The organism is Candidatus Tenderia electrophaga (genome assembly GCA_001447805.1).
GTDB lineage: Bacteria > Pseudomonadota > Gammaproteobacteria > Tenderiales > Tenderiaceae > Tenderia > Tenderia electrophaga.
The window spans coordinates 819950-840796 of sequence record CP013099.1 but is presented as its reverse complement, the minus strand read 5'-3'; the positions used below and the strand labels follow the sequence as shown (position 1 = coordinate 840796).

The following is a 20847-nucleotide window of genomic DNA, read 5'->3' as shown; positions in this document are numbered from 1 at the left end:
AACATCGGGGAAAACCTAAAGGGCTGGGAAGCTCTGTCCGATAACAGTTTGGCATCGCGCAATTCCTTGCCCGCAAGGCTTGCATAAACAACGACTTATTGGACATAAACAAGCACGGAAACCAAAGGGATTATGGAGGAAGACCTGTTCAAACAGCAAATGCGGGCGTTTGACCGCTGGAAAGCCGATTTAATTCAGGTGATCCAGGACTATCATCACTGGCTCGAAAGCAATGGCAAAGGAACCGCCGATATCAACGTGCGTCTGTTCGATGTCATCGAGTCGCTGAAATCGGACCAATTGACCGTCGCCTTCGTGGCCGAATTTTCGCGCGGCAAGACCGAACTCATCAATGCCATCTTTTTTGCCGATTATAAGCGCCGGCTGCTGCCCTCCGAAGCCGGCCGCACCACGATGTGCCCCACCGAGCTGTTTTATGATCACGAAGTGGATCAGGCCTATATACGCATGTTGCCCATCGAGACGCGACTGCAGGACACGAGCATCTCGGAACTGAAAAAAGACCCGGATCAATGGAAGACCATTAACCTCGACGTCAATTCGCCGGACCAGATGATCGAGGCTATGAAACAGGTGGTCGCCACCAAACGCGTGCCCTTGCAGGACGCCATGGATTTGGGCCTGTACAGCGATGACACGCCGCGCCGGCGGCGCACCGATGATCCGCCGCCGGCGGAGATCGAAGTGCCCGAATGGCGTCACTGCATGATCAGCTTTCCCCATCCGCTGCTGCAGCAGGGTCTGGCCATCCTCGACACCCCCGGCCTCAACGCCCTGGGCACCGAGCCGGAACTGACTTACAACATGCTGCCCAATGCCCACGCGGTGCTGTTCATCCTGGCCGCCGACACCGGCGTCACACGCAGCGACCTGGATGTGTGGGAATACTACATTAAGCAACACCGCCGCAGCGACGACAAGGGCCTGGTGGCCGCGCTCAACAAGATCGACACCCTGTGGGACGAGATGAAGAGCGAGGACGAGGTCGCCGCGTCCATCGAGGCCCAGCAGCGCGAAGTCGCCAACGCGCTCAGCATCGATACCGGCGGCGTGTTTCCGGTATCGGCACAAAAGGCCTTGCTGGCCAAGACCAAGGAAGATCAGGTGTTGCTGGAAAAGAGCCGCCTGATGGATCTGGAACGTTATCTGGCCAACGAAATCATCCCCGCCAAACAGGGCCTGATCCGCGACAACGTGGTGGGCGAAATCGGCGACCTGATCAAGATCAACCGCAACAGCATCGCCACCCGCTACAAACAGCTCAAATCCCAGCTCAACGACCTGAAATCGGCCAGCGGCAAGAACACCACCCTGATTCAACACTTGATGCGCAAGGCGCGCGAAAAACAGGCCGCCTACAACAACAACATGGAATACTTCCAGTCCAGCCGCCGCACTCTAAACCAGCAGGCCAAACTGTTGCTGAACGAACTGAGCCTGAAGAAATTCGACAACGTCGCCGGCACGGCGCGCAAGCAGATGACCGACAGCTGGACCACGGCCGGCCTCAAAACCGGCATGAAGACCCTGTTCGACGGCATTCGCGACACTATGCAGGTGGCGACCCGCCATGCCGATGAAACCCATCAGCAGATCATCAGCATTTATCAGAAATTCGAAAAGGAAACCGAACTGCAGGCGCTGGACCCCAAGCCCTTCTCCACCGACAAGTACGATATCGAGATGCAACGCCTCTACGACCAGGCCGAAGAGTTTCGCAGCAGCCCGGTGACCACCATGACCGAGCAGAGCTTTGTAGTGAAGAAGTTTTTCATCTCGCTGGTAAGCCATGCCCGCGACATCTTTTTCCAGGCCAACCAGGAGGCCGAAACCTGGTTCAAGGACATCATGATCCCGCTGGCCAAACATGTGACCGAGCACAAGCAACTGCTGGAGCAACACATGGAAACGCTCTACAAGATCAACGAGTCGAAAGACAACATCGCCTCCAAAACCGCCGAGCTGGAGGGCCAGTGCCGCAAACTGGCCGAGCAATACGCCGCCCTGGACGGCTTGCTCAAGAAGCTGCAAAGCCCCATCGGCAGGGCCGCCGATGATTCAAACGCGCAACAGGCCGCCTCCGGCTGAGGCGCTCGGAACACGTCCAGCGACTATGCCGTGTGCATAGGACCCGCTACAAGTCGTAATCGATGGTCAGCGGTGCGTGGTCTGAAAACCGCTCGTCGCGATAGATATCCGCCGCCCTGACCTTATCCTTCAGTCCGGGCGTGATGACCTGGTAGTCAATGCGCCAGCCCACGTTCTTGGCCCAGGCCTGGCCCCGATTCGACCACCAGGTGTACTGATCCGCCTCCTGATTGACCGCCCGAAAGGCATCCACCCAGCCCCGCTCGCCGAACAGCTTGTCCATCCAGGCGCGCTCTTGCGGCGTACAACCGGAATTCTTTTGATTGCTTTTGAAATTCTTGATATCGATCTCTTTGTGCACCGTGTTCCAGTCACCGCAGATCACGAACTCGCGTCGCTTGCGGCGCATGGCGCTAAGATCTTCGAGGAAGCGATCCATAAATACCAGCTTGTTTTGATGACGCTCCTCACTGGATGAGCCCGAGGGCAAATACAGAGAGGCGATGCTGAGCTTGTCGAAGTCCACTTGAATCCAGCGCCCTTCACTGTCCACGTGTTCCCACCCCAGGCCGGCGCCCACGCGCTTGGGTTTTTGCTTGGTAAAAATGGCCACGCCGCTGTAGCCTTTTTTTTGCGCGTCGAAGTAATAACAGTGATACCCGCCTGGATAGAACAAGGTGGTATCCAGCTGATGCTCCTGCGCCTTGGTCTCCTGAATGCAGACCACGTCGGCATCCTGCTTGGCCAGCCACTCAAAAAAGCCCTTGCGCTGCGCGGCGCGGATCCCGTTTACGTTGACTGAAATTATTCTCATCATTATCCACTACATTGCATTGACCGATTTTGCCCACCCCCCGTGTCCGGCGTACAATACTAGCTTTTATCATCTGAACACGGAACCGTCGATGCAGCCTTATCAAAAAGAATTTCTCGACTTCGTCATCAGGACCGATGTCCTGCGCTTCGGTGAATTTACCCTCAAGTCGGGGCGGGTGAGTCCTTATTTTTTCAACAGTGGCCTGTTCAACAGCGGCGCGGCCATTGCCCGACTGGGACGCTATTACGCCGCCGCCATGGAGGATTCGGGACTGGCTTACGATATGATCTTCGGCCCGGCCTACAAAGGCATTCCCTTGGCCGTAAGCAGCTGTATCGCCCTGGCAGACCATCACGGCAAGGACCTGCCCTATGCCTTCAATCGCAAGGAGGCCAAGGATCACGGCGAGGGCGGCGACATCGTCGGCGCGGCGCTGCAGGGCCGGGTGTTGATCATCGATGACGTCATCTCCGCCGGCACCTCGGTGCGCGAATCCATCCGCCTCATCGAAACTGCCGGCGCCACCAGCGCCGGCGTGATCATCGCCCTGGATCGCCAGGAGCGCGGTCAGGGCGAGCTATCCGCCATCCAGGAGGTGGAACAGCAATTCGGCATGCCGGTGGCCAGCATTGTCCGGCTGGATGATTTGATCACCTATCTGCAGGATCAACCTCGGCTCAAGGACGCACTGGCGGCTGTGCGCGTCTATCGCGAACAATACGGCAGCGCCGCCTAACCTAGAATCAGCTTGACACCCACCAGCAGGGTGACTATCTCGAAGGTCCGCTTGATCAGCCGATTGCCTTTGACGATGGCATAGTGGGCACCGATATAACCGCCCAGCAGCGAACCCAGCAACAGGGCCGGCAGCCAATCCCAGCGGATCTCGCCCAGGATCCCCAGTGTCATAGCACCGCTGGCGTTCCAGAACAGGCCCACCAGAATCAGCGTATGGGCCACCGCGCGCTTGTAGTCCAAACCGAACCAGTACACCAGCCACAGGGTCACGAACAGGCCGGTCCCGGAGGTCAAAGAACCGTTCAATACGCCGATAACCATCAAGACGGCCGCGCCGATGAGATAGCCCCTGGGGTTGCGATGCTGCAGGCGCTCGGTGGTGCCCAGATCGGGCTGCAGATAGGAATACAGGCCCAGGCTGACCGTGAGTAGCCCCAAGGCGATTTCGGCACTGCGATCCGGCACCGCCAGGATAATGCTGGCCCCCAGGACTACACCGGGCAGGCCGCTGGCGAGAATGAACAGTGAGAAGCGGTAATCGAGAGTGCGCTCGCGCCAGTGACGCAGGGTGGCACCGGCCCCCAGGGCGACGCTGGCGACCTTATGAGTGGCCAGAGCGACGGAAAACGGCAGCCCCAGGAAGATCAGCGCTGGCAGCTGAATCAGTCCCGCGCCGCCGCCAGCCAGGGCGGAAAAGGCATTGGCCACCAACGAGACGAGGAATAACAGCAGTTGCTGATCCCAATTCAATCAAACCCCTTTACGGGCTACAATGTGACGTTTCGAATGCATGAATCTGGATATCAATATGCCTAGCAGACGCCGTAGTTTGGTCTTCGCTTGCCTGTGTTTTACAGTCATTCCCCTCCACGCCGCCGATCTATACCGCTGGCAGGACGACCAAGGCAATGTACATTATACCGACCGGGTGCCGCCCGAATACGTCCAACACGGTTATCGCGTCATCAGCGAGCAGGGCATCACCATTCAGACCATCAAATCCGTCGACGAAGTCGAAGCGAGCGTCCCCGCCACGCCCGCGATCTCGGCCGAACAGGCCCAGAACGACCGGCGCCTGCTGATGACCTACAGCAACGAAACGGAGATTCAGGCCGCGCGCGCGCGCAAGCTTGATGACCTACAGGCCCTGATTGAACTCAGCGAGGAGACCATCTCCCTGCTCGAAATGCAGTTCCGGCAACTGGCCAAGGAGGCCGGCGATTACGAGAAGCAAGGCCGTGCCATCCCCGAATCCCTGCTCACCCAGATTGCCGCCACGCGCAGAAAGATCAACAAGTATCAGGATCGCCTGGAACAACACAACGCCAAGTTGGCGCAGACCGCGGCCCGATTCGACGCGGATCTGCAGCGCTTTCGCGAACTCAAAAGCCTGGTGAAAAAAGCCGAGTAATCAGCCGTGGATCAAGGTGCCGATGCCCTGGTCGGTGAATAGCTCCAGCAACACTGCGTGCTCCACGCGCCCGTCGATAATATGCACCGCCCGCACCCCGCCCTGGGCCGCTTCCAGGGCGCAGCGGATCTTGGGCAGCATGCCACCGTAGATGGTGCCGTCGGCTATCAGTTCGTTGACCTTGCCGGCGCTGAGGCCGGTGAGTATTTTATCCTGCTTATCCAGGATGCCCGGCGTATTGGTCAACAGAATCAGCTTCTCAGCGCGCAATACCTCGGCCAACTTGCCAGCCACCAGGTCGGCGTTGATGTTGTAGGACTGGCCGTCCTCCCCCACGCCGATGGGCGCGATGACGGGGATAAAATCACTGTGGATCAACATGTCGACAACGCCGCTGTCGATGGAGGCCACCTCACCCACATGGCCGATGTCGATAATTTCGGGCGCCTTCATCTCCGGCGCGTCCTGCTCGAACCTGAGCTTGCGCGCGCGGATCAAATCGCCGTCCTTGCCGGTCAGGCCCACGGCGCGACCGCCGTGTTGGTTGATGAGATTGACGATCTCTTTATTGACCAGACCACCCAACACCATTTCCACCACGTCCATGGTCTCGCGGTCAGTGACGCGCATGCCCTGGACGAACTCGGTCTCCTTACCGATGCGCTTGAGCAGATTACCGATCTGGGGCCCACCGCCGTGCACCAGCACTGGGTTGATGCCCACCAGTTTCATCAATACCACATCGCGGGCGAAGCTGTTTTTCAGGGTGTCGTCGACCATGGCGTTACCGCCGTACTTGATCACCAGGGTCTTGCCGGAAAAACGTCGGATATAGGGCAGGGCCTCGGTCAGCACCTTGGCGACGTTCATGGCCTCGTCTTTTATTAATGTCATGGCTGATTACCGGAAAACTTTGATGGCTAAAAAGGCAGCTCCAGCTGTGGCGCGAAGCGGCTCAGCTGGAGCTTGAATAGGGTCTGTATATGTTCCAGCGCCGGCTCGTTCTGCGCCTCGAAGCGAAAGCTTAAACAAGGCGTGGTATTGGAGGCGCGCACCAGTCCCCAGCCGTCCTTGAATTCCGCCCGCACCCCGTCGATCAGGATCAGCTGCGCCTCGGGCAAATCGATCTCCTGAACAAGCTTGTCCATCAATCTATGATGCTCGCCCTCGTCCATGCGCACCAGGATCTCGGGGGTGCTCAAGGCATCGGGCAAGTCGGCGAACAGCGCGGCGCTGGGGCGCGTATCCTGGGACAGGATTTCCAGCAACCGCACCGCGGCATACAGGCCGTCGTCAAAGCCATACCAACGATCATTGAAGAAGATATGGCCGCTCAGCTCGCCGGCCAGCAACGCGCCGCTTTCCTTGAGTTTGGCCTTCATCAAGGAGTGGCCGGCCTTCCACATCAGCGGTTGACCGCCAGCCTGTTCGATTAAGCGATGCAAATGCCGGCTCGACTTGACATCATAAACCACCGTAGCGCCGGGATGCTGTTTCAGCACCTGGCGGGCGTACAACATCAACACCCGGTCGGGCCAGATGATTTTACCTTGGGAATCCACAACCCCGAGCCGGTCTCCATCGCCGTCGAAGGCCAGCCCCACATCGGCGCCGTGCTGTTTTACTGCGGCGATCAATCCTTGCAGATTGACCGGCTGACTGGGATCAGGATGGTGACTGGGGAATGCACCGTCCACTTCGCAGCACAACTCGATCACCTCGCAGCCCATGCTGCGCAGCTGCCCCGGCGCCACCAGGGCGGCGACACCGTTGCCACAGTCCACCACAACTTTGAGGCCGCGTTTGAACTGGGCGTCGGCATGAATCCGGGCGGTATAATCCGAGATCAAGTCCTGCTGAATATAACTGCCTTCACCCACGGAAAAATCCTGCGATTGTATACGCCGATAAACCTGTTGAATGCCGTCCTCGGCCAAGGCCTCGCCCTGCAATACCAGTTTGAAACCATTGTAGTTAGCGGGATTGTGACTGCCGGTCACCATCACTGCCGAGCGCGCATTCAGGTAGTGGGTGGCGAAATACACCACCGGTGTCGGCACGCGACCGATATCGATGACGTCGCGGCCGCTTTCACACAAGCCCTTGATCAATTCCTCGGCCAGCGACTCACTGGAGAGGCGGCCGTCACGCCCCACCACGACGCTCTGCTCGCCGCACTCCCAGGCCTCAGTGCCGAAGGCGCGACCGATTTGATACGCCATGGCAGGGGTGAGCGTCTCATCCACCACTCCGCGGATATCATAGGCGCGAAAGATCGCTGCCGGCACCTCGGTCGGGGCATCGTCTGCCGCCGCCGTCACGCCGGACTCGGCTGCTTTAAACGTTTCCGCCGGCGCCTCGTCAACGGGCACCTCATGCTCTTCGATATTGATGCTGCCTTTCTGATAGAGGATGTCCACATAGGCACGCTCGAATTCCTTGCGCCCCTGTTCCGACGCCTCGGCGGCACTGCGCTTGGGCGCCGCCGGCGCCGGTGCCACCTCGGCCTCGGGCGGCGCCGCGGCAACGGCGGCGGACCAGTTCAGGTTCTGCAAATTGTTCAAGGTCGGCTGCAGTTCACTCAAGGAGGTGACATAGTTCTTGCCCATCCATTTGCCGTTGAGGCGGTCGCGCACGTAGCCGAACAGCACATTCGCACTGGCGATCATGGCGCGGTCCATCATGCGCCGGAACACGGCCATCATCAGGGCCAATACGGCGACAATCTCAATAAAGGTGAGCCAATAAAAACTGCGCCAATCCATGCCCAGGATTTGCCAACCGTTGGGTACTTCCCAATAGGACAGCCGCCAGTCGGCGGCGCCAAACGTGGCGCTGTTGAGCTGTCCTTCTGACTTAATCGCCGCATCGCCCCAGCTGAGAAAGGTCTCCACCGACCCGTCGCTCAACATCTGACTCAGTTCCAAGCGTGCCTGGGGCACGGTCAAACGCTTTACCGCAGCGTTAAACGCCGCGCCGTCAAAGCGCACCAGCACAAAACCGACCACGGCATCGCCCTGCTTGAAGGGACGCACCAAATCCAGGTGACTGTCGCCGTCTCGCAACTTGTGATACTCAATGCGCGGCTCGCGCCCCTTCTCTGCCTCGTAGATTAAATCCAATTCGGAAAAACTCAGCAGCGGGTGCGGTCCCGCCAGGCCCTTCTCCTCACCGCGGGCGAACAGCATGACCGTTTGCGCGTCAATCATTTCGGCCAGATCGACTTGGCGCACTTCGCGACTGGAGGGGTAGTTGACCAACTCGACCAAGTTGGGGTCGGCGGCCAGCAGATTGACGCGCTCTTCGTAATGCTTGAGCAGTACCTTGATATCGTTGTGCAGGCGTTCCTTGACACTCTCGGCGTGCCTGGCGATTTCCTTCTTTTCCAAGGCATCGATGACCAGATAGGCCGCCGCCGCCAACACGAACAGGGCGATGATGCCGCCCAGATAGGCCTTGACGGTCATGGACAACAGGGAACCCTGCTTGGCGTCCGTGTGGCCTGTCCCCACGGCGTGCTCCTTTTTATTCAGCATGCAAGCTCAGCCGCTTCAATGGCGTCCGGTATGACCGAAGCCACCCTCACCACGATGGCTTTCCTCGAACTCGGCGACGATGTCGAATTCGGCCTGCACCACCGGCACGAAGACCAGTTGCGCGATGCGTTCGCCGACCTTGACTTCAAAGACCTCCTTGCCACGATTCCAACATGAGACGAACAGCTGGCCCTGATAATCGGAATCGATCAGTCCGACCAGGTTGCCCAGCACGATACCGTGTTTGTGGCCCAGGCCGGAACGAGGCAGAATCATCGCCGCCAGCTGCGGGTCACCCAGATGAAGGGCGATACCGGTGGGGATGAGCTGCGTCTCGCCGGGCGCGAGGGTGATGGGTTGGTCCAGACAGGCACGCAGATCCATGCCCGCCGCACCGTGGGTGGCGTAATGGGGCAGCGGAAATTCCGTACCGATCCGGTCATCAAGAATTTTGACTTGCACTTTTTGCATGATACCTCTCAGCGATAATAGCGATTAATTCACGCGCCACAACGGTCTTGTCGGCCCGCGCAATGTCGTGTTTGCCGCCCTGCCAGAACAGCGTCAGGGCGTTATCGTCGGCATTGAAACCCAGCCCGCCCCCCACTTGATTGGCAGCGATGATATCCAAGCGCTTGCGTTGCAGCTTGTCACGGGCATGGGCCTCGAGCTCGTCGGTTTCCGCGGCAAAGCCCACGCAAAACGGGGCAGACGCGGACGCCGCCACCGTGGCCAGGATATCCTCAGTGGGCGCCAGCGGCAGCATCCATTCGGCGGCGCCCTTTTTAAGTTTAGCGGCCTGCGCCTGCTGCGCGCGATAATCGGCCACCGCGGCGGCGGCGATAAAGATCTGACAGTCGCCAACACGGGCCTGCACCGCCTGCAGCATCTCGGCGGCGGTTTCAACCTCATGACGACGCACGCCGCGCGGACAGTCCAGCGCCGTCGGGCCGCTGACCAGGACCACCTCGGCGCCGGCCGCCGCGGCGGCGGCGGCCACGGCATACCCCATTTTGCCGGAACTGTGATTGCTGATATAGCGCACCGGGTCAATCGCCTCCCGGGTGGGCCCGGCCGTGACCAACACGCGGCAATCGGCCAGCGGGCCTTGGCGCCAATGCCCATCCAGGGCCTGTAGCAATTCTTCCACCTCCAGCATGCGGCCGACGCCGGTTTCGCCACAGGCCTGCTCGCCTGCCGCCGGACCCAGCAGGGTGACGCCGCGCTGTTCCAGGGTGCGGCTGTTCTGCTGTGTGGCCGGATGGGCCCACATCAAGCGGTTCATGGCAGGCGCCAGCAGCAGGGGCGCCTCGGTGGCCAAGCACAAGGTGGTGAGCAGATCGTCCGCCAGCCCCTGGGCCAGGCGGGCGATGACATGGGCGCTGGCCGGGGCGACCAGTACCGCATCGGCCCAACGCGCCAGTTCGATGTGGCCCATGGCCGCCTCGGCATTGGAATCGAGCAGATCAAGGTGCACCGGATTGCCTGACAGGGCCTGCAGGGTTAAGGGCGTAATGAATTGCTGCGCCGCCGGCGTCATCACCACACGCACCTCGGCCCCCGCCTGGCGCAGGCGCCTGACCAGTTCGGCGCTCTTGTAGGCGGCGATACCGCCGCTGATACCGACAACGATGCGACGCCCGCCGATGCCCGTGACTGACGGCAAATTCAACTCCTCATGGCATGATTGCTTCGAGGGGGATAACATACCATTGTCGGGGGGATAAATCGAAGCAAAACAGTCGATTCGAGGGAGGTGTAGGCACATGGCGATTACCGATTGGCCGGCGGACGAGCGGCCGCGTGAAAAGCTCGTACAACGGGGCCCGGCGGCCTTGTCGGACGCGGAACTGCTGGCCATCTTCCTGCGCACCGGCATTCCCGGCAAGACCGCCGTGGACCTGGCGCGCGAGCTGTTGGACGAATTCGGCGGTCTGCGCGCCCTGCTCGAGGCCAACCAAGCAAGCTTCTGCCGCGCCAAGGGCCTGGGCACAGCCAAATTCGTACAACTGCAGGCCACCCTGGAGATGGGCCGGCGCCACCTGGACGAACGGCTGCGCCGCGGCGACGCCCTCACCAGCCCACACGACACGCGTCGCTTTCTCTGCGCCCGGCTGCGCGATTACCCCCATGAGGTATTCGCCGGTCTGTTCCTGGACAACCGCCATCGGGTGATTCATTTCGAAGAACTGTTCGTCGGTACCATTGACGGTGCCAGTGTCTATCCCCGCGAGGTGGTCAAGCGCGCCCTGCACCACAATGCCGCGGCGGTGATCCTGGCCCACAATCACCCCTCCGGCATCGCCGAACCCAGCCAGGCCGACCGCCAGATCACCCGCCGCCTGCAAGAGGCCCTGGGGCTGGTGGACATCCGCCTGCTGGATCATTTCGTGGTCGGCGACGGGGAGCTGACCTCGTTTGCCGAAAACGGCCTGCTCTGACGAACGCGGGTTAAGCGCTTGTTTTGGCAGTGTATCGCCTCGGACGTGTGCCCTGCGGGGAATTATTTTCCTGCCAAAACAGCTTTTTACTTGAAACCACCCCCCTGAATCTGGTATAAATTCGCCCTTCCTGCGCCGCAGCAGCGTCAAAAGAATTCATTTTGGAGAAAGACTCATGTCGAGAGTATGTCAGGTTACGGGCAAGCGCCCGATGGTCGGGAACAACGTCTCCCACGCCAACAACAAGACCAAGCGCCGTTTTCTGCCCAACCTTCACAGCCACCGTTTCTGGGTGGAGGGCGAAAAGCGTTGGGTGAAACTGCGTGTTTCGTCGCACGGGATGCGCATCATCGACAAACGCGGCATCGATAGCGTGCTGGCCGAGATCCGTGCCCGCGGCGAAAAGATTTAAGGAGACAGAATCATGGCGAAGAGTGCACGTGAAAAGATCCGACTGGTGTCCTCTGCCGGCACCGGTCACTTCTACACCACCGACAAAAACAAGCGCAATATGCCTGAAAAGATGGAGATCAAGAAGTTCGATCCCGTGGTGCGCAAACATGTGATGTATAAGGAAGCCAAGATCAAGTAATCAAGCCGCTTGATCGCAATAAAAAACCCGCCGCGGCGGGTTTTTTATTGTCCGCCGGGCGTCGTAGGGTGCGCATAGCGCGCCGCAACGTCGGGGATAGTACCAATCAGACAATGAATGGTGCGCGGTGCGCACCCTACAATCAGGTTCTGTATTCGGCGTTGATCTTGACGTAATCGTAGGACAGGTCGGTGGTCCACACCCGGGCCTCGGCACTGCCCCGTCCCAGTGCAATGGTAATGGTGATCTCCGCTTCGCGCATCACCGCCTGACCGGCCGCCTCGGTATAGTCGGCGGCGCGGCCGCCGCCTCTAGCGATACATACATCACCCAGATGGAGGGTGACCTTGTCCACGTCGAGCCCGTCCAGCCCAGCACGCCCCACCGCCGCCAGGATGCGTCCCCAGTTGGGGTCGGAGGCGAAAAACGCAGTCTTCACCAGCGGTGAGTGGGCCACGGCGTAGGCCACCTGGCGACACTCGGCCGTGTCGCGCCCGCCTTGGACATCGATGGTGATAAATTTGGTCGCCCCCTCGCCATCGCGCACGATGGCCTGGGCCAGGGCCTGACACACCTGGGTGACGGCGGCGTCGAACTCGGCGAATCCGGCATCGGTTTCAGATGCAAACGTCACCCCCGCCTGGCCTGTCGCCACCAGCACACAGGCGTCATTGGTGGAGGTGTCGCCATCCACGGTGATGCTGTTGAATGAACGGTCGGCGGCCTGCCGCAGGGTTTGTTGCAAAAGCGCCTGCGCCACACCGGCGTCGGTGGCCAGATAGGCCAGCATGGTGGCCATGTCCGGTCTGATCATGCCCGATCCTTTGGCGATGCCGGTGATGGTGACGCGCTTGCCGTTCAGCACGAGCTGCTTGGAGATACCTTTGGGCACGATGTCGGTGGTCATAATGGCGCGGGCGGCCGCTTCCCAGCCCTGCTCGCTCAGACCGGCGAGCGCCTGAGGCAGGGCCCGGCGGATACGCTCCAGCGGCAGGGGTTCACCGATGACACCGGTGGAAAAGGGCAATACCGCCTCGGGCTGACAGTGGCCCAGCTCAGCGACGGCGCGACAGCTGTCCAGCGCCGCCTGCAGGCCGGGCGCGCCGGTACCGGCATTGGCATTGCCGCTGTTGATAAGGAGATAACGCGTGGCCTGGGCGGCACCATGGCGCTTGGCCACGCTCACCGGCGCGGCACAGAAGGCATTGCGGGTATAAACCGCCGCCGCGCTTGAATCCGGCGCGATCTCCATCAGGGCCACGTCATTGCGCCCGGGGCGTTTGATGGCGGCCTCGGCCACGCCCCAACGTACCCCGCTGACCGGCAGCAATTCGGGCAACCCAGACAGGCCGACCGGCATGGTAATCAGCTCAGCCTACCGTGGCACTGTTTATACTTTTTGCCCGAACCACAGGGACAGGGCTCGTTGCGACCGACCTTGCGGCCTTCACGCACAAAGGGTTCAGGGTGCTCGCCTTGGTCCGCCTCGACGTCGGCGTCCGGCAGGGCCGAGGCCTGGGCATGCTGGAACTGCATCTTGCCTTGGCTGCGGCGCTGCTCGTCCACCGCTTCCACATCGGCCTGGGTCTGCACTTGCACCTTGGAGATGATACTCACCACCTCGTGCTTGATGCGCTCCAGCAATTGGGTAAACATCTCGAAGGCTTCGCGTTTATATTCCTGCTTGGGGTTTTTCTGGGCATAGCCGCGCAGGTGGATACCCTGGCGCAGATAGTCCATAGCCGCCAGATGGTCCTTCCACTGGGTGTCGAGCACCTGCAGCATCACCGCCTTTTCGAAATGGCGCAGCACCTCGCTGCCGGCCTGTTCCTCTTTCTTCTGGTAGGCCGCCTCGATCTCGTCCAGGATGCGCTGGCGCAGGGTCTCTTCGTGCAGTTCGTCGTCTTCATCCAACCATTGCTGTATGGGCATGCGTTGGCCGAATTCATGCTCAAGGGCCTGCTCCAAACCGGGTACATCCCATTGTTCCTCGAGACTCTGCGGCGGCACGAAGCTGCTGATGACCTCGTTGACCACGTCGTGGCGGATGCCCTTGATGGCGTCGGAGATATCGTCCGAGGCCATTAATTCGTTGCGTTGTTCGTAGATCACCTTGCGCTGGTCGTTGGCCACATCGTCGTATTCGAGGAGTTGCTTACGAATATCGAAGTTGTGCCCCTCGACCTTACGTTGGGCGTTCTCGATGGCCTTGCTCACCCAGGGGTGTTCGATGGCCTCGCCTTCTTCCATACCCAGTTTCTGCATGATCGAAGAGACACGATCAGAGGCGAAGATGCGCATCAGGTTGTCTTGCAGCGACAGATAAAAGCGTGAGGAGCCGGGGTCGCCCTGGCGCCCGGAGCGGCCGCGCAGCTGGTTGTCAATGCGGCGTGATTCATGGCGCTCGGTGCCGATGATGTGCAGGCCGCCGGCCTCCAGCACCTGATCGTGACGCTGCTGCCATTCGGAACGAATACGCTTGACCGCCACCTCATCACCGGCGTCAACCTTTTCCAACTCGACATCGAGACTGCCGCCCAGGACGATGTCGGTCCCGCGGCCGGCCATGTTGGTGGCGATGGTGACCGCAGCGGGGCTGCCCGCCTGGGCCACGATCTCGGCTTCGCGCGCATGCTGCTTGGCGTTAAGCACCTCGTGTTTGATCTTGCTTTTGCTCAAAACGCCCGACAACAGCTCGGAGACCTCGATGGAGGTGGTGCCCACCAGCACCGGCTGGCCGCGGCCGTGGCAATCCTTGATGTCCTCGAGAATGGCGTTGAATTTGTCCTGCTGGTTGAGGTAGACCAGGTCGCCCATATCGTTGCGTTGGGTCGGCTTGTTGGGCGGGATCACCACCACTTCCAGACCGTAGATTTCCTGAAATTCGTAGGCCTCGGTGTCGGCGGTGCCGGTCATGCCGGCAAGTTTGTTGTAAAGGCGGAAATAGTTCTGGAAGGTGATGGAGGCCAGGGTCTGGTTCTCGTTTTGGATCTTCACCCCCTCCTTGGCCTCGATGGCCTGGTGCAGGCCGTCGGACCAGCGTCGCCCGGGCATGGTGCGGCCGGTGAATTCGTCAACGATGACGATCTCGCCGTTCTGGACAATGTAATCCACGTCACGCTGGAACAAGGCATGGGCGCGCAATGCGGCATTGAGATGGTGCATGAGGGCGATGTTGGCGGCGTCATAGAGGCTCTCGCCTTCTTGCAACAGGTCGTTCTGGAGCAGCATCTCTTCCACCTTCTGGTGGCCCTCTTCGGTGAGGAATACCTGCTTGGCCTTTTCGTCCACGGAATAATCACCCGGCCCCTCTTCCTCCTCCTGCTTCACCAAATTAGGAATGAGCGTGTTCATCTTGACGTAGAGCTCGGAGTTGTCGTCGGTCGGCCCCGAGATAATCAGCGGCGTGCGCGCCTCGTCGATGAGGATGGAGTCCACCTCGTCCACCACGGCGAAATTGAGTTCGCGCTGCACCTTGTCGGTAACGCGGAAGGCCATGTTGTCGCGCAGGTAGTCGAAACCGTATTCGTTATTGGTGCCGTAGGTGATGTCCGCGGCATAGGCGGCACGTTTCGCCTCGGTATCCTGGCCGGACAGGATTACGCCGACCGTCATACCCAGGAATTCGTACACCTGCCCCATCCACTTGGCGTCGCGCTGGGCCAGGTAATCGTTGACGGTGATGACGTGCACACCCTTGCCTTCCAGGGCATTGAGATAAACCGCCAGGGTGGCCACCAAGGTCTTCCCCTCGCCGGTGCGCATCTCAGCGATGTTGCCCTCGTTCAGGACCATGGCACCAATGAGCTGAACATCGTAGTGGCGCATGCCCAAGGCGCGCTTGCCGGCCTCGCGCACCACGGCAAAGGCCTCTGGCAGAATGGCCTCCAGGTTGGTGCCGTCCGCCAGACGCTGACGAAACTCGGCGCTCTTGGCCTTGAGCTCGTCATCCGCCAAGGCGGCGATCCCATCCTCCAGCGCATTGACCTGCAAGACGACCTTTTGCATGCGCTTCAACAGCCGCTCATTGCGACTGCCGAAGACTTTTTTCAATAACTTAGTAACCATTGGCCCCTAGAAATCTTGTCAAAATATAAGCGCGCACGGACTGCGCATCGCAGAGCGATCATAAAACAAATCGCCCTATTTAGAAAATAAACTAGATGATTTTGAGGGAAAAGAGTTCCGTCGCTCTAGCGACGGGCGCTACTACGCACATACTTGATCGGATCGACCACCCGGCCATGACGCAGAACCTCGAAATGCACATGCGGACCTGTGGAACGACCGCTGGACCCCATCAGGCCGATCGCCTGGCCCTTTTTGACCGTGTCCCCCACCTCAACCAGGTTCTCGCTATGATGCGCGTAACGGGTGATATAACCGTTGCCGTGGTTGATCTCGACCATGGTGCCGTACCCGTAACGGTCGCCGGACCAGGTCACGACGCCGGCGGCAACGGCCAGAATCTTGGTGCCCAGCTTGCCGGCGATATCCACCCCCTCATGACGCGCCGGGCGGCCGGTAAAGGGATCGGTACGGGTGCCGAAAAATGAAGAAACCCAACCTTTTTCCGCCGGGAAGCCGGCGGGAAACACCTCGTCTTCCAGGTTGCGCGTCATCAACATGGATTCCAATACCGCCAATTGCTGCTCGCGATCATCCAGCTGTTTGCTCAAATCCTGGAAGGACGCCATGAAATCATCCAGATCCGCCTGTGCCAGCAAGTCATCGGCGGCCGGCCCCCCCTGGGCGGGAGCCGTCTGAAAATCGAACTCGCCCTTGTCCAGCTGGGCCATCTCGGTGAGCCGCTCACCCATGGCATCGAGCCGCACCACGCGGGATTGCAGCTGCGCCAGACGCAAAGTCAGCGCATTAATATTTTCCTGGGCGCGCTGTTTGCTGGCATCCAGTTCCCGGCGCTGCTGCTCCAACTCGGCACGCAATCCGGCGGAGAGCATCTCTTTCTGCTCGGCGGTATTATGCAAGCCCAAATAATAACCGGTGAATAATGTGGCGGCGGGCACAGTCAGTAGCAAGGCTGATATCATCAACAATGCGGCGCGGCGGCTAACTCTTCGTGCCACGCCTTTCGAGCTTTTCGGTATTAAAATGATACCCATAATTTCGCCGCTTAGCTCCGTCCTTAGTCATTCGTTGATCAGGAAGTCAGCTTTGAAATCACCGACCTCAGTCAAAAACATCCTGGCAGCCGACCAATCCAGCGCCGGTCTGCGACAACTCATGCGCCGCATCGACAATCTGCGCGTCCTCAACGCACGCTTGCAACACTTGCTGCCCACACCCTTGGCGCGCCAGTGCAGCATCGCCGCGCTTGACCGAGACCGACTCGTGATCCTAGTCTCGTCGCCGGCCTGGGCCACCCGTTTGCGCCTGTTGCATCCCAAAATTATCAAAGCCTATCATGATTTTAGGATAAAATCGGTCGTTAGTCAGGTCGTGCCCACCACCCAACCACAACGGCCTCAATCCAACAGCCAACGCCGGCCGCGCCTGTCATCACAATCGTCCCGCTTGATTGCCGAGTTAGCCGAAGCCATCACCGACCCCAAGCTCAAAAATGCCCTGAGGCGGCTGTCACAACACGGCCGTAACCAAGCTTAATGCATACATTATTATTCAACGGCTATTCAATGAGTTGCTTGATGGCCGCTGACAAAGAAAAGTGCGACTAATGTCTAAATTACGACTCTCAAGTCGCCAGCAAGGGCTGCATAAAGGAAATGGGTGCCTGCTCGCCATCTTCGAAGGTCACCAGTTCCCAGGCATCCTCCTGCGCCATCAGGGTTCTGAGCAGCTGATTATTCAGGGCGTGGCCCGATTTATGGCCACTAAAGGCCCCGATCAGGCTGCGCCCCAGCAGGTAAAGATCGCCGATGGCGTCCAGGACCTTGTGTTTGACGAATTCGTCTTCGTAGCGCAGCCCATCATCATTGAGAATGCGGTAATCGTCCACCACGATAGCGTTTTCCATACTGCCGCCCAGCGCCAGATTGTTGGCGCGCAGGGCCTCGATGTCGCGCATAAAACCAAACGTACGGGCACGACTGACTTCTTTCACGAACGAGGTCGTGGAAAAATCGATAGTCGCCTGCTTGGCGCGGCCGTGAAAGGCGGGATGATCGAAATCGATGCTGAACGAAACCTTGAAGCCGTCAAACGGCTCAAACTTGGCCCACTTATCATCGTCCTCCACCAGAACGGGGCGTTTAATACGGATAAAGCGCTTAGGTGCGTCCTGCTCCTGCACCCCGGCGGACTGCAACAGGAAGACAAACGGCCCGGCGCTGCCATCCATGATCGGCACTTCCGGCGCACTCAAATCGATAATGGCATTATCGATCCCCAGACCCGCCATGGCCGAGAGCAGGTGTTCGACCGTGGAAATGCGCACGCCGTCTTGAATCAAGGTCGTGGACAAGCGCGTATCGCCGACGTTTTCGGCGCGCGCCGGAATCTCCACCGCAGGGTCGAGATCAACCCGGCGAAACACGATCCCCGCATCGGCCGGCGCGGGGCGCAGGGTCAGATAGATCTTTTCACCCGTATGCAGGCCAACACCCGTGGCCCGAATCACATTTTTTAAGGTACGCTGCTTAATCATTAACTGGCCGTTCACTCCGAAATCGCGCGGTAAAAAAACCACACCTTGTCACAGGGCGGTAACAAATGCGGGCAAGAATAGCACATTTTATCCACCCTGTGACGACAGCCTTGTCGCCAAATTGAGACAACCATCCAAGCTCGGTTAGTCCGCCTGGCGCCGCAAGAAGGCCGGGATATCCAGATAATCCAGACTGCTATCATCGGCCGCGGCCGTCTTGACGGCGGTCGCACCCTGAGCCCGCATCACGGTGGGACGCTCATAGTCCTCGTACTTGGTCTCCTTGGCGACCTCGGCCTTTTCCTGCTGGCTCTGATAGACCAGCTTGACCGGCGCCTCGGCCGCCGCGGGGGCCTGCCCCAGCCCGGTGGCCACCACGGTGACGCGCAGCTCGTCGGCCATATCCGGATCGATGACGGTGCCGACTACGACGGTAGCGTTCTCGGAGGCGAATTCTTTAATGGTATTACCCACTTCTTCGAATTCACCGATGGACATATCCAGCCCGGCGGTGACGTTGACCAGAATGCCGCGGGCACCGGCCAAGTCGATATCTTCCAGCAGCGGGCTGGCGACCGCCATCTCGGCCGCCTCGCGCGCACGGTCTTCGCCGCTGGCCTTGCCGGAGCCCATCATGGCCATGCCCATCTCGGACATCACGGTGCGCACGTCGGCGAAATCGACGTTGATCAGACCTGGGCGGGTAATCAACTCGGCGATGCCCTGCACCGCGCCCAGCAGCACATCATTGGCAGACGCGAACGCTTGTAACAGCGAGACGTTCTTGCCCAGCACATGGAGCAGCTTTTCATTGGGAATGGTGATCAGGGAATCGACGTACTGACCCAGCTCTTTGATCCCTTCATCGGCGACGCTATTGCGTTTATTGCCTTCGAAGCTAAACGGACGGGTGACCACGGCCACGGTGAGGATGCCCAATTCCTTGGCCAGCTGTGCTACCACTGGCGCCGCCCCGGTGCCGGTGCCGCCACCCATGCCGGCGGTAATGAACAGCATATCGGCGCCGTCGATCATCTCGATGATGCGCTCGCGGTCTTCCAGCGCCGCCTTACGCCCGATGTCGGGATCGGCGCCGGCGCCCAGCCCCTTGGTGATCCCCGAACCAAGCTGCAACACCGTCTTGGACGATGACTTTTTCAAGGCCTGTGCATCGGTATTGGCGGTGATGAAATCCACCCCTTCGATATTGGCCGCCACCATGTGTTCAACGGCGTTGCCACCGCCGCCACCAACACCCAGCACTTTGATGACTGCGTTTTGTGTGTAGGTATCCATTAATTCAAACATGTCTGTAACCTCCTGATTACTTGTCAATGCTGTTAAAAATTTCCCTTAAACCAATTTCTCATTCGTTCCCAAACGCCCTTTGTACCTCCCCCTACCACCGAATCGCCGCCGCGATCGCCGCGGTGTTGATCGCCGAACAACAGCAGGCCGACACCGGTGGCATAAATAGGATTCCGCACTACATCCACCAGACCGGTGACATATTGGGGCGAACCCAGACGCACCGGCATGTGGAAAATCTCCTCCGCCAACTCCACCACCCCTTCCATCTTTGAACTGCCGCCGGTCATGACAATGCCGGCGGCAATCAAATCCTCGAAGCCGCTACGGCGCAGCTCGGCCTGGATCAGACTGAGCAATTCTTCGTAACGTGGCTCGACCACCTCCGCCAGGGTCTGGCGCGCCAGACGCCGCGGCGGTCGGTCTCCGACGCTTGGCACTTCGATGGTCTCTTGCGGACTGGCCAGTTGCGTCAGAGCGCAGGCGTATTTGATCTTGATCTCTTCGGCGTACTGCGTCGGTGTTCGCAGCGCCACGGCGATGTCGTTGGTGACTTGATCGCCGGCGATGGGAATCACCGCGGTATGGCGAATCGCGCCATCGGTGAATACGGCGATATCGGTGGTGCCGCCGCCGATATCCACCAGACACACACCCAGCTCCTTTTCATCATCCGTGAGCACCGAATAACTGGACGCCAGCTGCTCGAGGATGATGTCATCCACCTCCAGACCGCAGCGACGCACGCACTTGACGATGTTCTGCGCCGCGCTCACCGCGCCGGTGACCATGTGCACCTTGGCTTCCAGCCGCACGCCGGACATACCGACCGGCTCACGAATACCTTCCTGTTTGTCGATGATGAATTCCTGCGGCAGGATATGGAGGATTTTCTGATCGGCCGGAATGGCCACGGCGCGCGCGGCATCGATGACACGCTCCACATCGCTTTGATTCACTTCGGTGTCGCGAATGGCGACGATACCGTGGGAGTTGAGGCTGCGGATGTGACTGCCGGCGATCCCGGCATAGACCGAATGAATTTGACAACCGGCCATCAGCTCGGCCTCTTCCACCGCCCGCTGAATGGATTGCACCGTCGACTCGATATTGACCACCACCCCTTTTTTCAACCCGCGTGACGGATGGGAGCCGATGCCGATCACCTCCATGCCGCTATCGGCCGACACCTCGGCGACGATGGCGACCACCTTAGAGGTGCCTATATCCAAACCGACAATCAGATTTTTTTCCGCCCTTTTCGACATCT

General features: G+C 59.7%; 19 protein-coding genes. 7 read left to right on the top strand and 12 right to left on the bottom strand.

What is annotated here, in order from left to right; genetic code table 11:
* The first annotated feature begins 132 nt into the window (after nucleotides 1-132).
* Complete coding sequence (locus tag Tel_03880; protein ALP52350.1) at nucleotides 133-2109, top strand: hypothetical protein; 1977 nt, start codon at nucleotides 133-135, stop codon at nucleotides 2107-2109.
* Between the two features lie 46 nt (nucleotides 2110-2155).
* Here the strand turns inward: Tel_03880 and Tel_03875 are convergent, their stop codons facing one another.
* Nucleotides 2156-2923 carry a DNA-(apurinic or apyrimidinic site) lyase gene (locus Tel_03875; GenBank protein ALP54729.1) on the bottom strand — a complete coding sequence of 256 codons (768 nt, stop codon included), beginning with the start codon at nucleotides 2921-2923 and terminating at the stop codon, nucleotides 2156-2158.
* A gap of 91 nt (nucleotides 2924-3014) precedes the next feature.
* Between Tel_03875 and pyrE the strand changes: the two genes are divergently transcribed.
* Nucleotides 3015-3662: an orotate phosphoribosyltransferase gene (pyrE, locus tag Tel_03870; GenBank protein ID ALP52349.1), complete on the top strand. Its 648-nt coding sequence runs from the start codon at nucleotides 3015-3017 to the stop codon at nucleotides 3660-3662.
* Here the strand turns inward: pyrE and Tel_03865 are convergent.
* Nucleotides 3659-4414 carry a permease gene (locus Tel_03865; GenBank protein ID ALP52348.1) on the bottom strand — a complete coding sequence of 252 codons (756 nt, stop codon included), beginning with the start codon at nucleotides 4412-4414 and terminating at the stop codon, nucleotides 3659-3661. The two genes, pyrE and Tel_03865, sit on opposite strands and share 4 nt — an antisense overlap.
* A 40-nt stretch (nucleotides 4415-4454) precedes the next feature.
* Between Tel_03865 and Tel_03860 the strand changes: the two genes are divergently transcribed.
* Nucleotides 4455-5075 (top strand): hypothetical protein, encoded by a 621-nt coding sequence (locus tag Tel_03860; GenBank protein ID ALP52347.1) that lies wholly within the window; start codon nucleotides 4455-4457, stop codon nucleotides 5073-5075.
* Here Tel_03860 and Tel_03855 read toward each other — a convergent pair whose 3' ends face one another.
* The 4 genes from Tel_03855 to Tel_03840 all read right to left on the bottom strand — a co-directional run bounded on the left by Tel_03855 (nucleotide 5076) and on the right by Tel_03840 (nucleotide 10259).
* Nucleotides 5076-5969 carry an acetylglutamate kinase gene (locus tag Tel_03855; protein ID ALP52346.1) on the bottom strand — a complete coding sequence of 298 codons (894 nt, stop codon included), beginning with the start codon at nucleotides 5967-5969 and terminating at the stop codon, nucleotides 5076-5078.
* A 26-nt stretch (nucleotides 5970-5995) separates the two neighbouring features.
* Nucleotides 5996-7396, bottom strand: a complete 1401-nt coding sequence (locus tag Tel_03850) for a phosphoglucomutase (GenBank protein ALP54728.1) — start codon at nucleotides 7394-7396, stop codon at nucleotides 5996-5998.
* Between the two features lie 1230 nt (nucleotides 7397-8626).
* Complete coding sequence (locus tag Tel_03845; protein ALP52345.1) at nucleotides 8627-9082, bottom strand: deoxyuridine 5'-triphosphate nucleotidohydrolase; 456 nt, start codon at nucleotides 9080-9082, stop codon at nucleotides 8627-8629.
* Nucleotides 9054-10259 carry a phosphopantothenoylcysteine decarboxylase gene (locus Tel_03840; protein ALP54727.1) on the bottom strand — a complete coding sequence of 402 codons (1206 nt, stop codon included), beginning with the start codon at nucleotides 10257-10259 and terminating at the stop codon, nucleotides 9054-9056. The genes Tel_03845 and Tel_03840 overlap by 29 nt, the downstream gene beginning before the upstream one ends.
* A gap of 118 nt (nucleotides 10260-10377) precedes the next feature.
* Here Tel_03840 and Tel_03835 point away from each other — a divergent pair, with 118 nt between their 5' ends.
* The 3 genes from Tel_03835 to rpmG all read left to right on the top strand — a co-directional run bounded on the left by Tel_03835 (nucleotide 10378) and on the right by rpmG (nucleotide 11644).
* On the top strand, nucleotides 10378-11052 hold the full coding sequence (locus Tel_03835; protein ALP52344.1) for a hypothetical protein: 675 nt from the start codon (nucleotides 10378-10380) through the stop codon (nucleotides 11050-11052).
* 175 nt (nucleotides 11053-11227) lie between these two features.
* Entirely contained in the window at nucleotides 11228-11464 is a 237-nt protein-coding gene (gene rpmB, locus Tel_03830) for a 50S ribosomal protein L28 (GenBank protein ALP52343.1), read from the top strand.
* A 12-nt stretch (nucleotides 11465-11476) separates the two neighbouring features.
* Nucleotides 11477-11644 (top strand): 50S ribosomal protein L33, encoded by a 168-nt coding sequence (rpmG, locus tag Tel_03825; GenBank protein ID ALP52342.1) that lies wholly within the window; start codon nucleotides 11477-11479, stop codon nucleotides 11642-11644.
* Nucleotides 11645-11786: 142 nt separating this feature from the next.
* On the opposite strand, the gene argJ is transcribed toward rpmG, so the two are convergent.
* The 3 genes from argJ to Tel_03810 all read right to left on the bottom strand — a co-directional run bounded on the left by argJ (nucleotide 11787) and on the right by Tel_03810 (nucleotide 16767).
* Nucleotides 11787-13004: an ornithine acetyltransferase gene (argJ, locus tag Tel_03820; protein ID ALP52341.1), complete on the bottom strand. Its 1218-nt coding sequence runs from the start codon at nucleotides 13002-13004 to the stop codon at nucleotides 11787-11789.
* Between the two features lie 5 nt (nucleotides 13005-13009).
* On the bottom strand, nucleotides 13010-15712 hold the full coding sequence (secA, locus tag Tel_03815; GenBank protein ID ALP52340.1) for a preprotein translocase subunit SecA: 2703 nt from the start codon (nucleotides 15710-15712) through the stop codon (nucleotides 13010-13012).
* A gap of 125 nt (nucleotides 15713-15837) precedes the next feature.
* Nucleotides 15838-16767, bottom strand: a complete 930-nt coding sequence (locus tag Tel_03810) for a hypothetical protein (protein ID ALP52339.1) — start codon at nucleotides 16765-16767, stop codon at nucleotides 15838-15840.
* A 52-nt stretch (nucleotides 16768-16819) separates the two neighbouring features.
* Between Tel_03810 and Tel_03805 the strand changes: the two genes are divergently transcribed.
* Nucleotides 16820-17269, top strand: coding sequence for a hypothetical protein (locus tag Tel_03805; protein ALP52338.1), 450 nt, complete (start codon nucleotides 16820-16822; stop codon nucleotides 17267-17269).
* Nucleotides 17270-17357: 88 nt separating this feature from the next.
* Here the strand turns inward: Tel_03805 and Tel_03800 are convergent, their stop codons facing one another.
* The 3 genes from Tel_03800 to Tel_03790 all read right to left on the bottom strand — a co-directional run bounded on the left by Tel_03800 (nucleotide 17358) and on the right by Tel_03790 (nucleotide 20845).
* Entirely contained in the window at nucleotides 17358-18269 is a 912-nt protein-coding gene (locus Tel_03800) for a UDP-3-O-[3-hydroxymyristoyl] N-acetylglucosamine deacetylase (protein ID ALP52337.1), read from the bottom strand.
* Nucleotides 18270-18413: 144 nt separating this feature from the next.
* Nucleotides 18414-19577, bottom strand: a complete 1164-nt coding sequence (locus tag Tel_03795; protein ALP52336.1) for a cell division protein FtsZ — start codon at nucleotides 19575-19577, stop codon at nucleotides 18414-18416.
* Between the two features lie 32 nt (nucleotides 19578-19609).
* On the bottom strand, nucleotides 19610-20845 hold the full coding sequence (locus Tel_03790; protein ID ALP52335.1) for a cell division protein FtsA: 1236 nt from the start codon (nucleotides 20843-20845) through the stop codon (nucleotides 19610-19612).
* Nucleotides 20846-20847 lie beyond the last annotated feature (2 nt).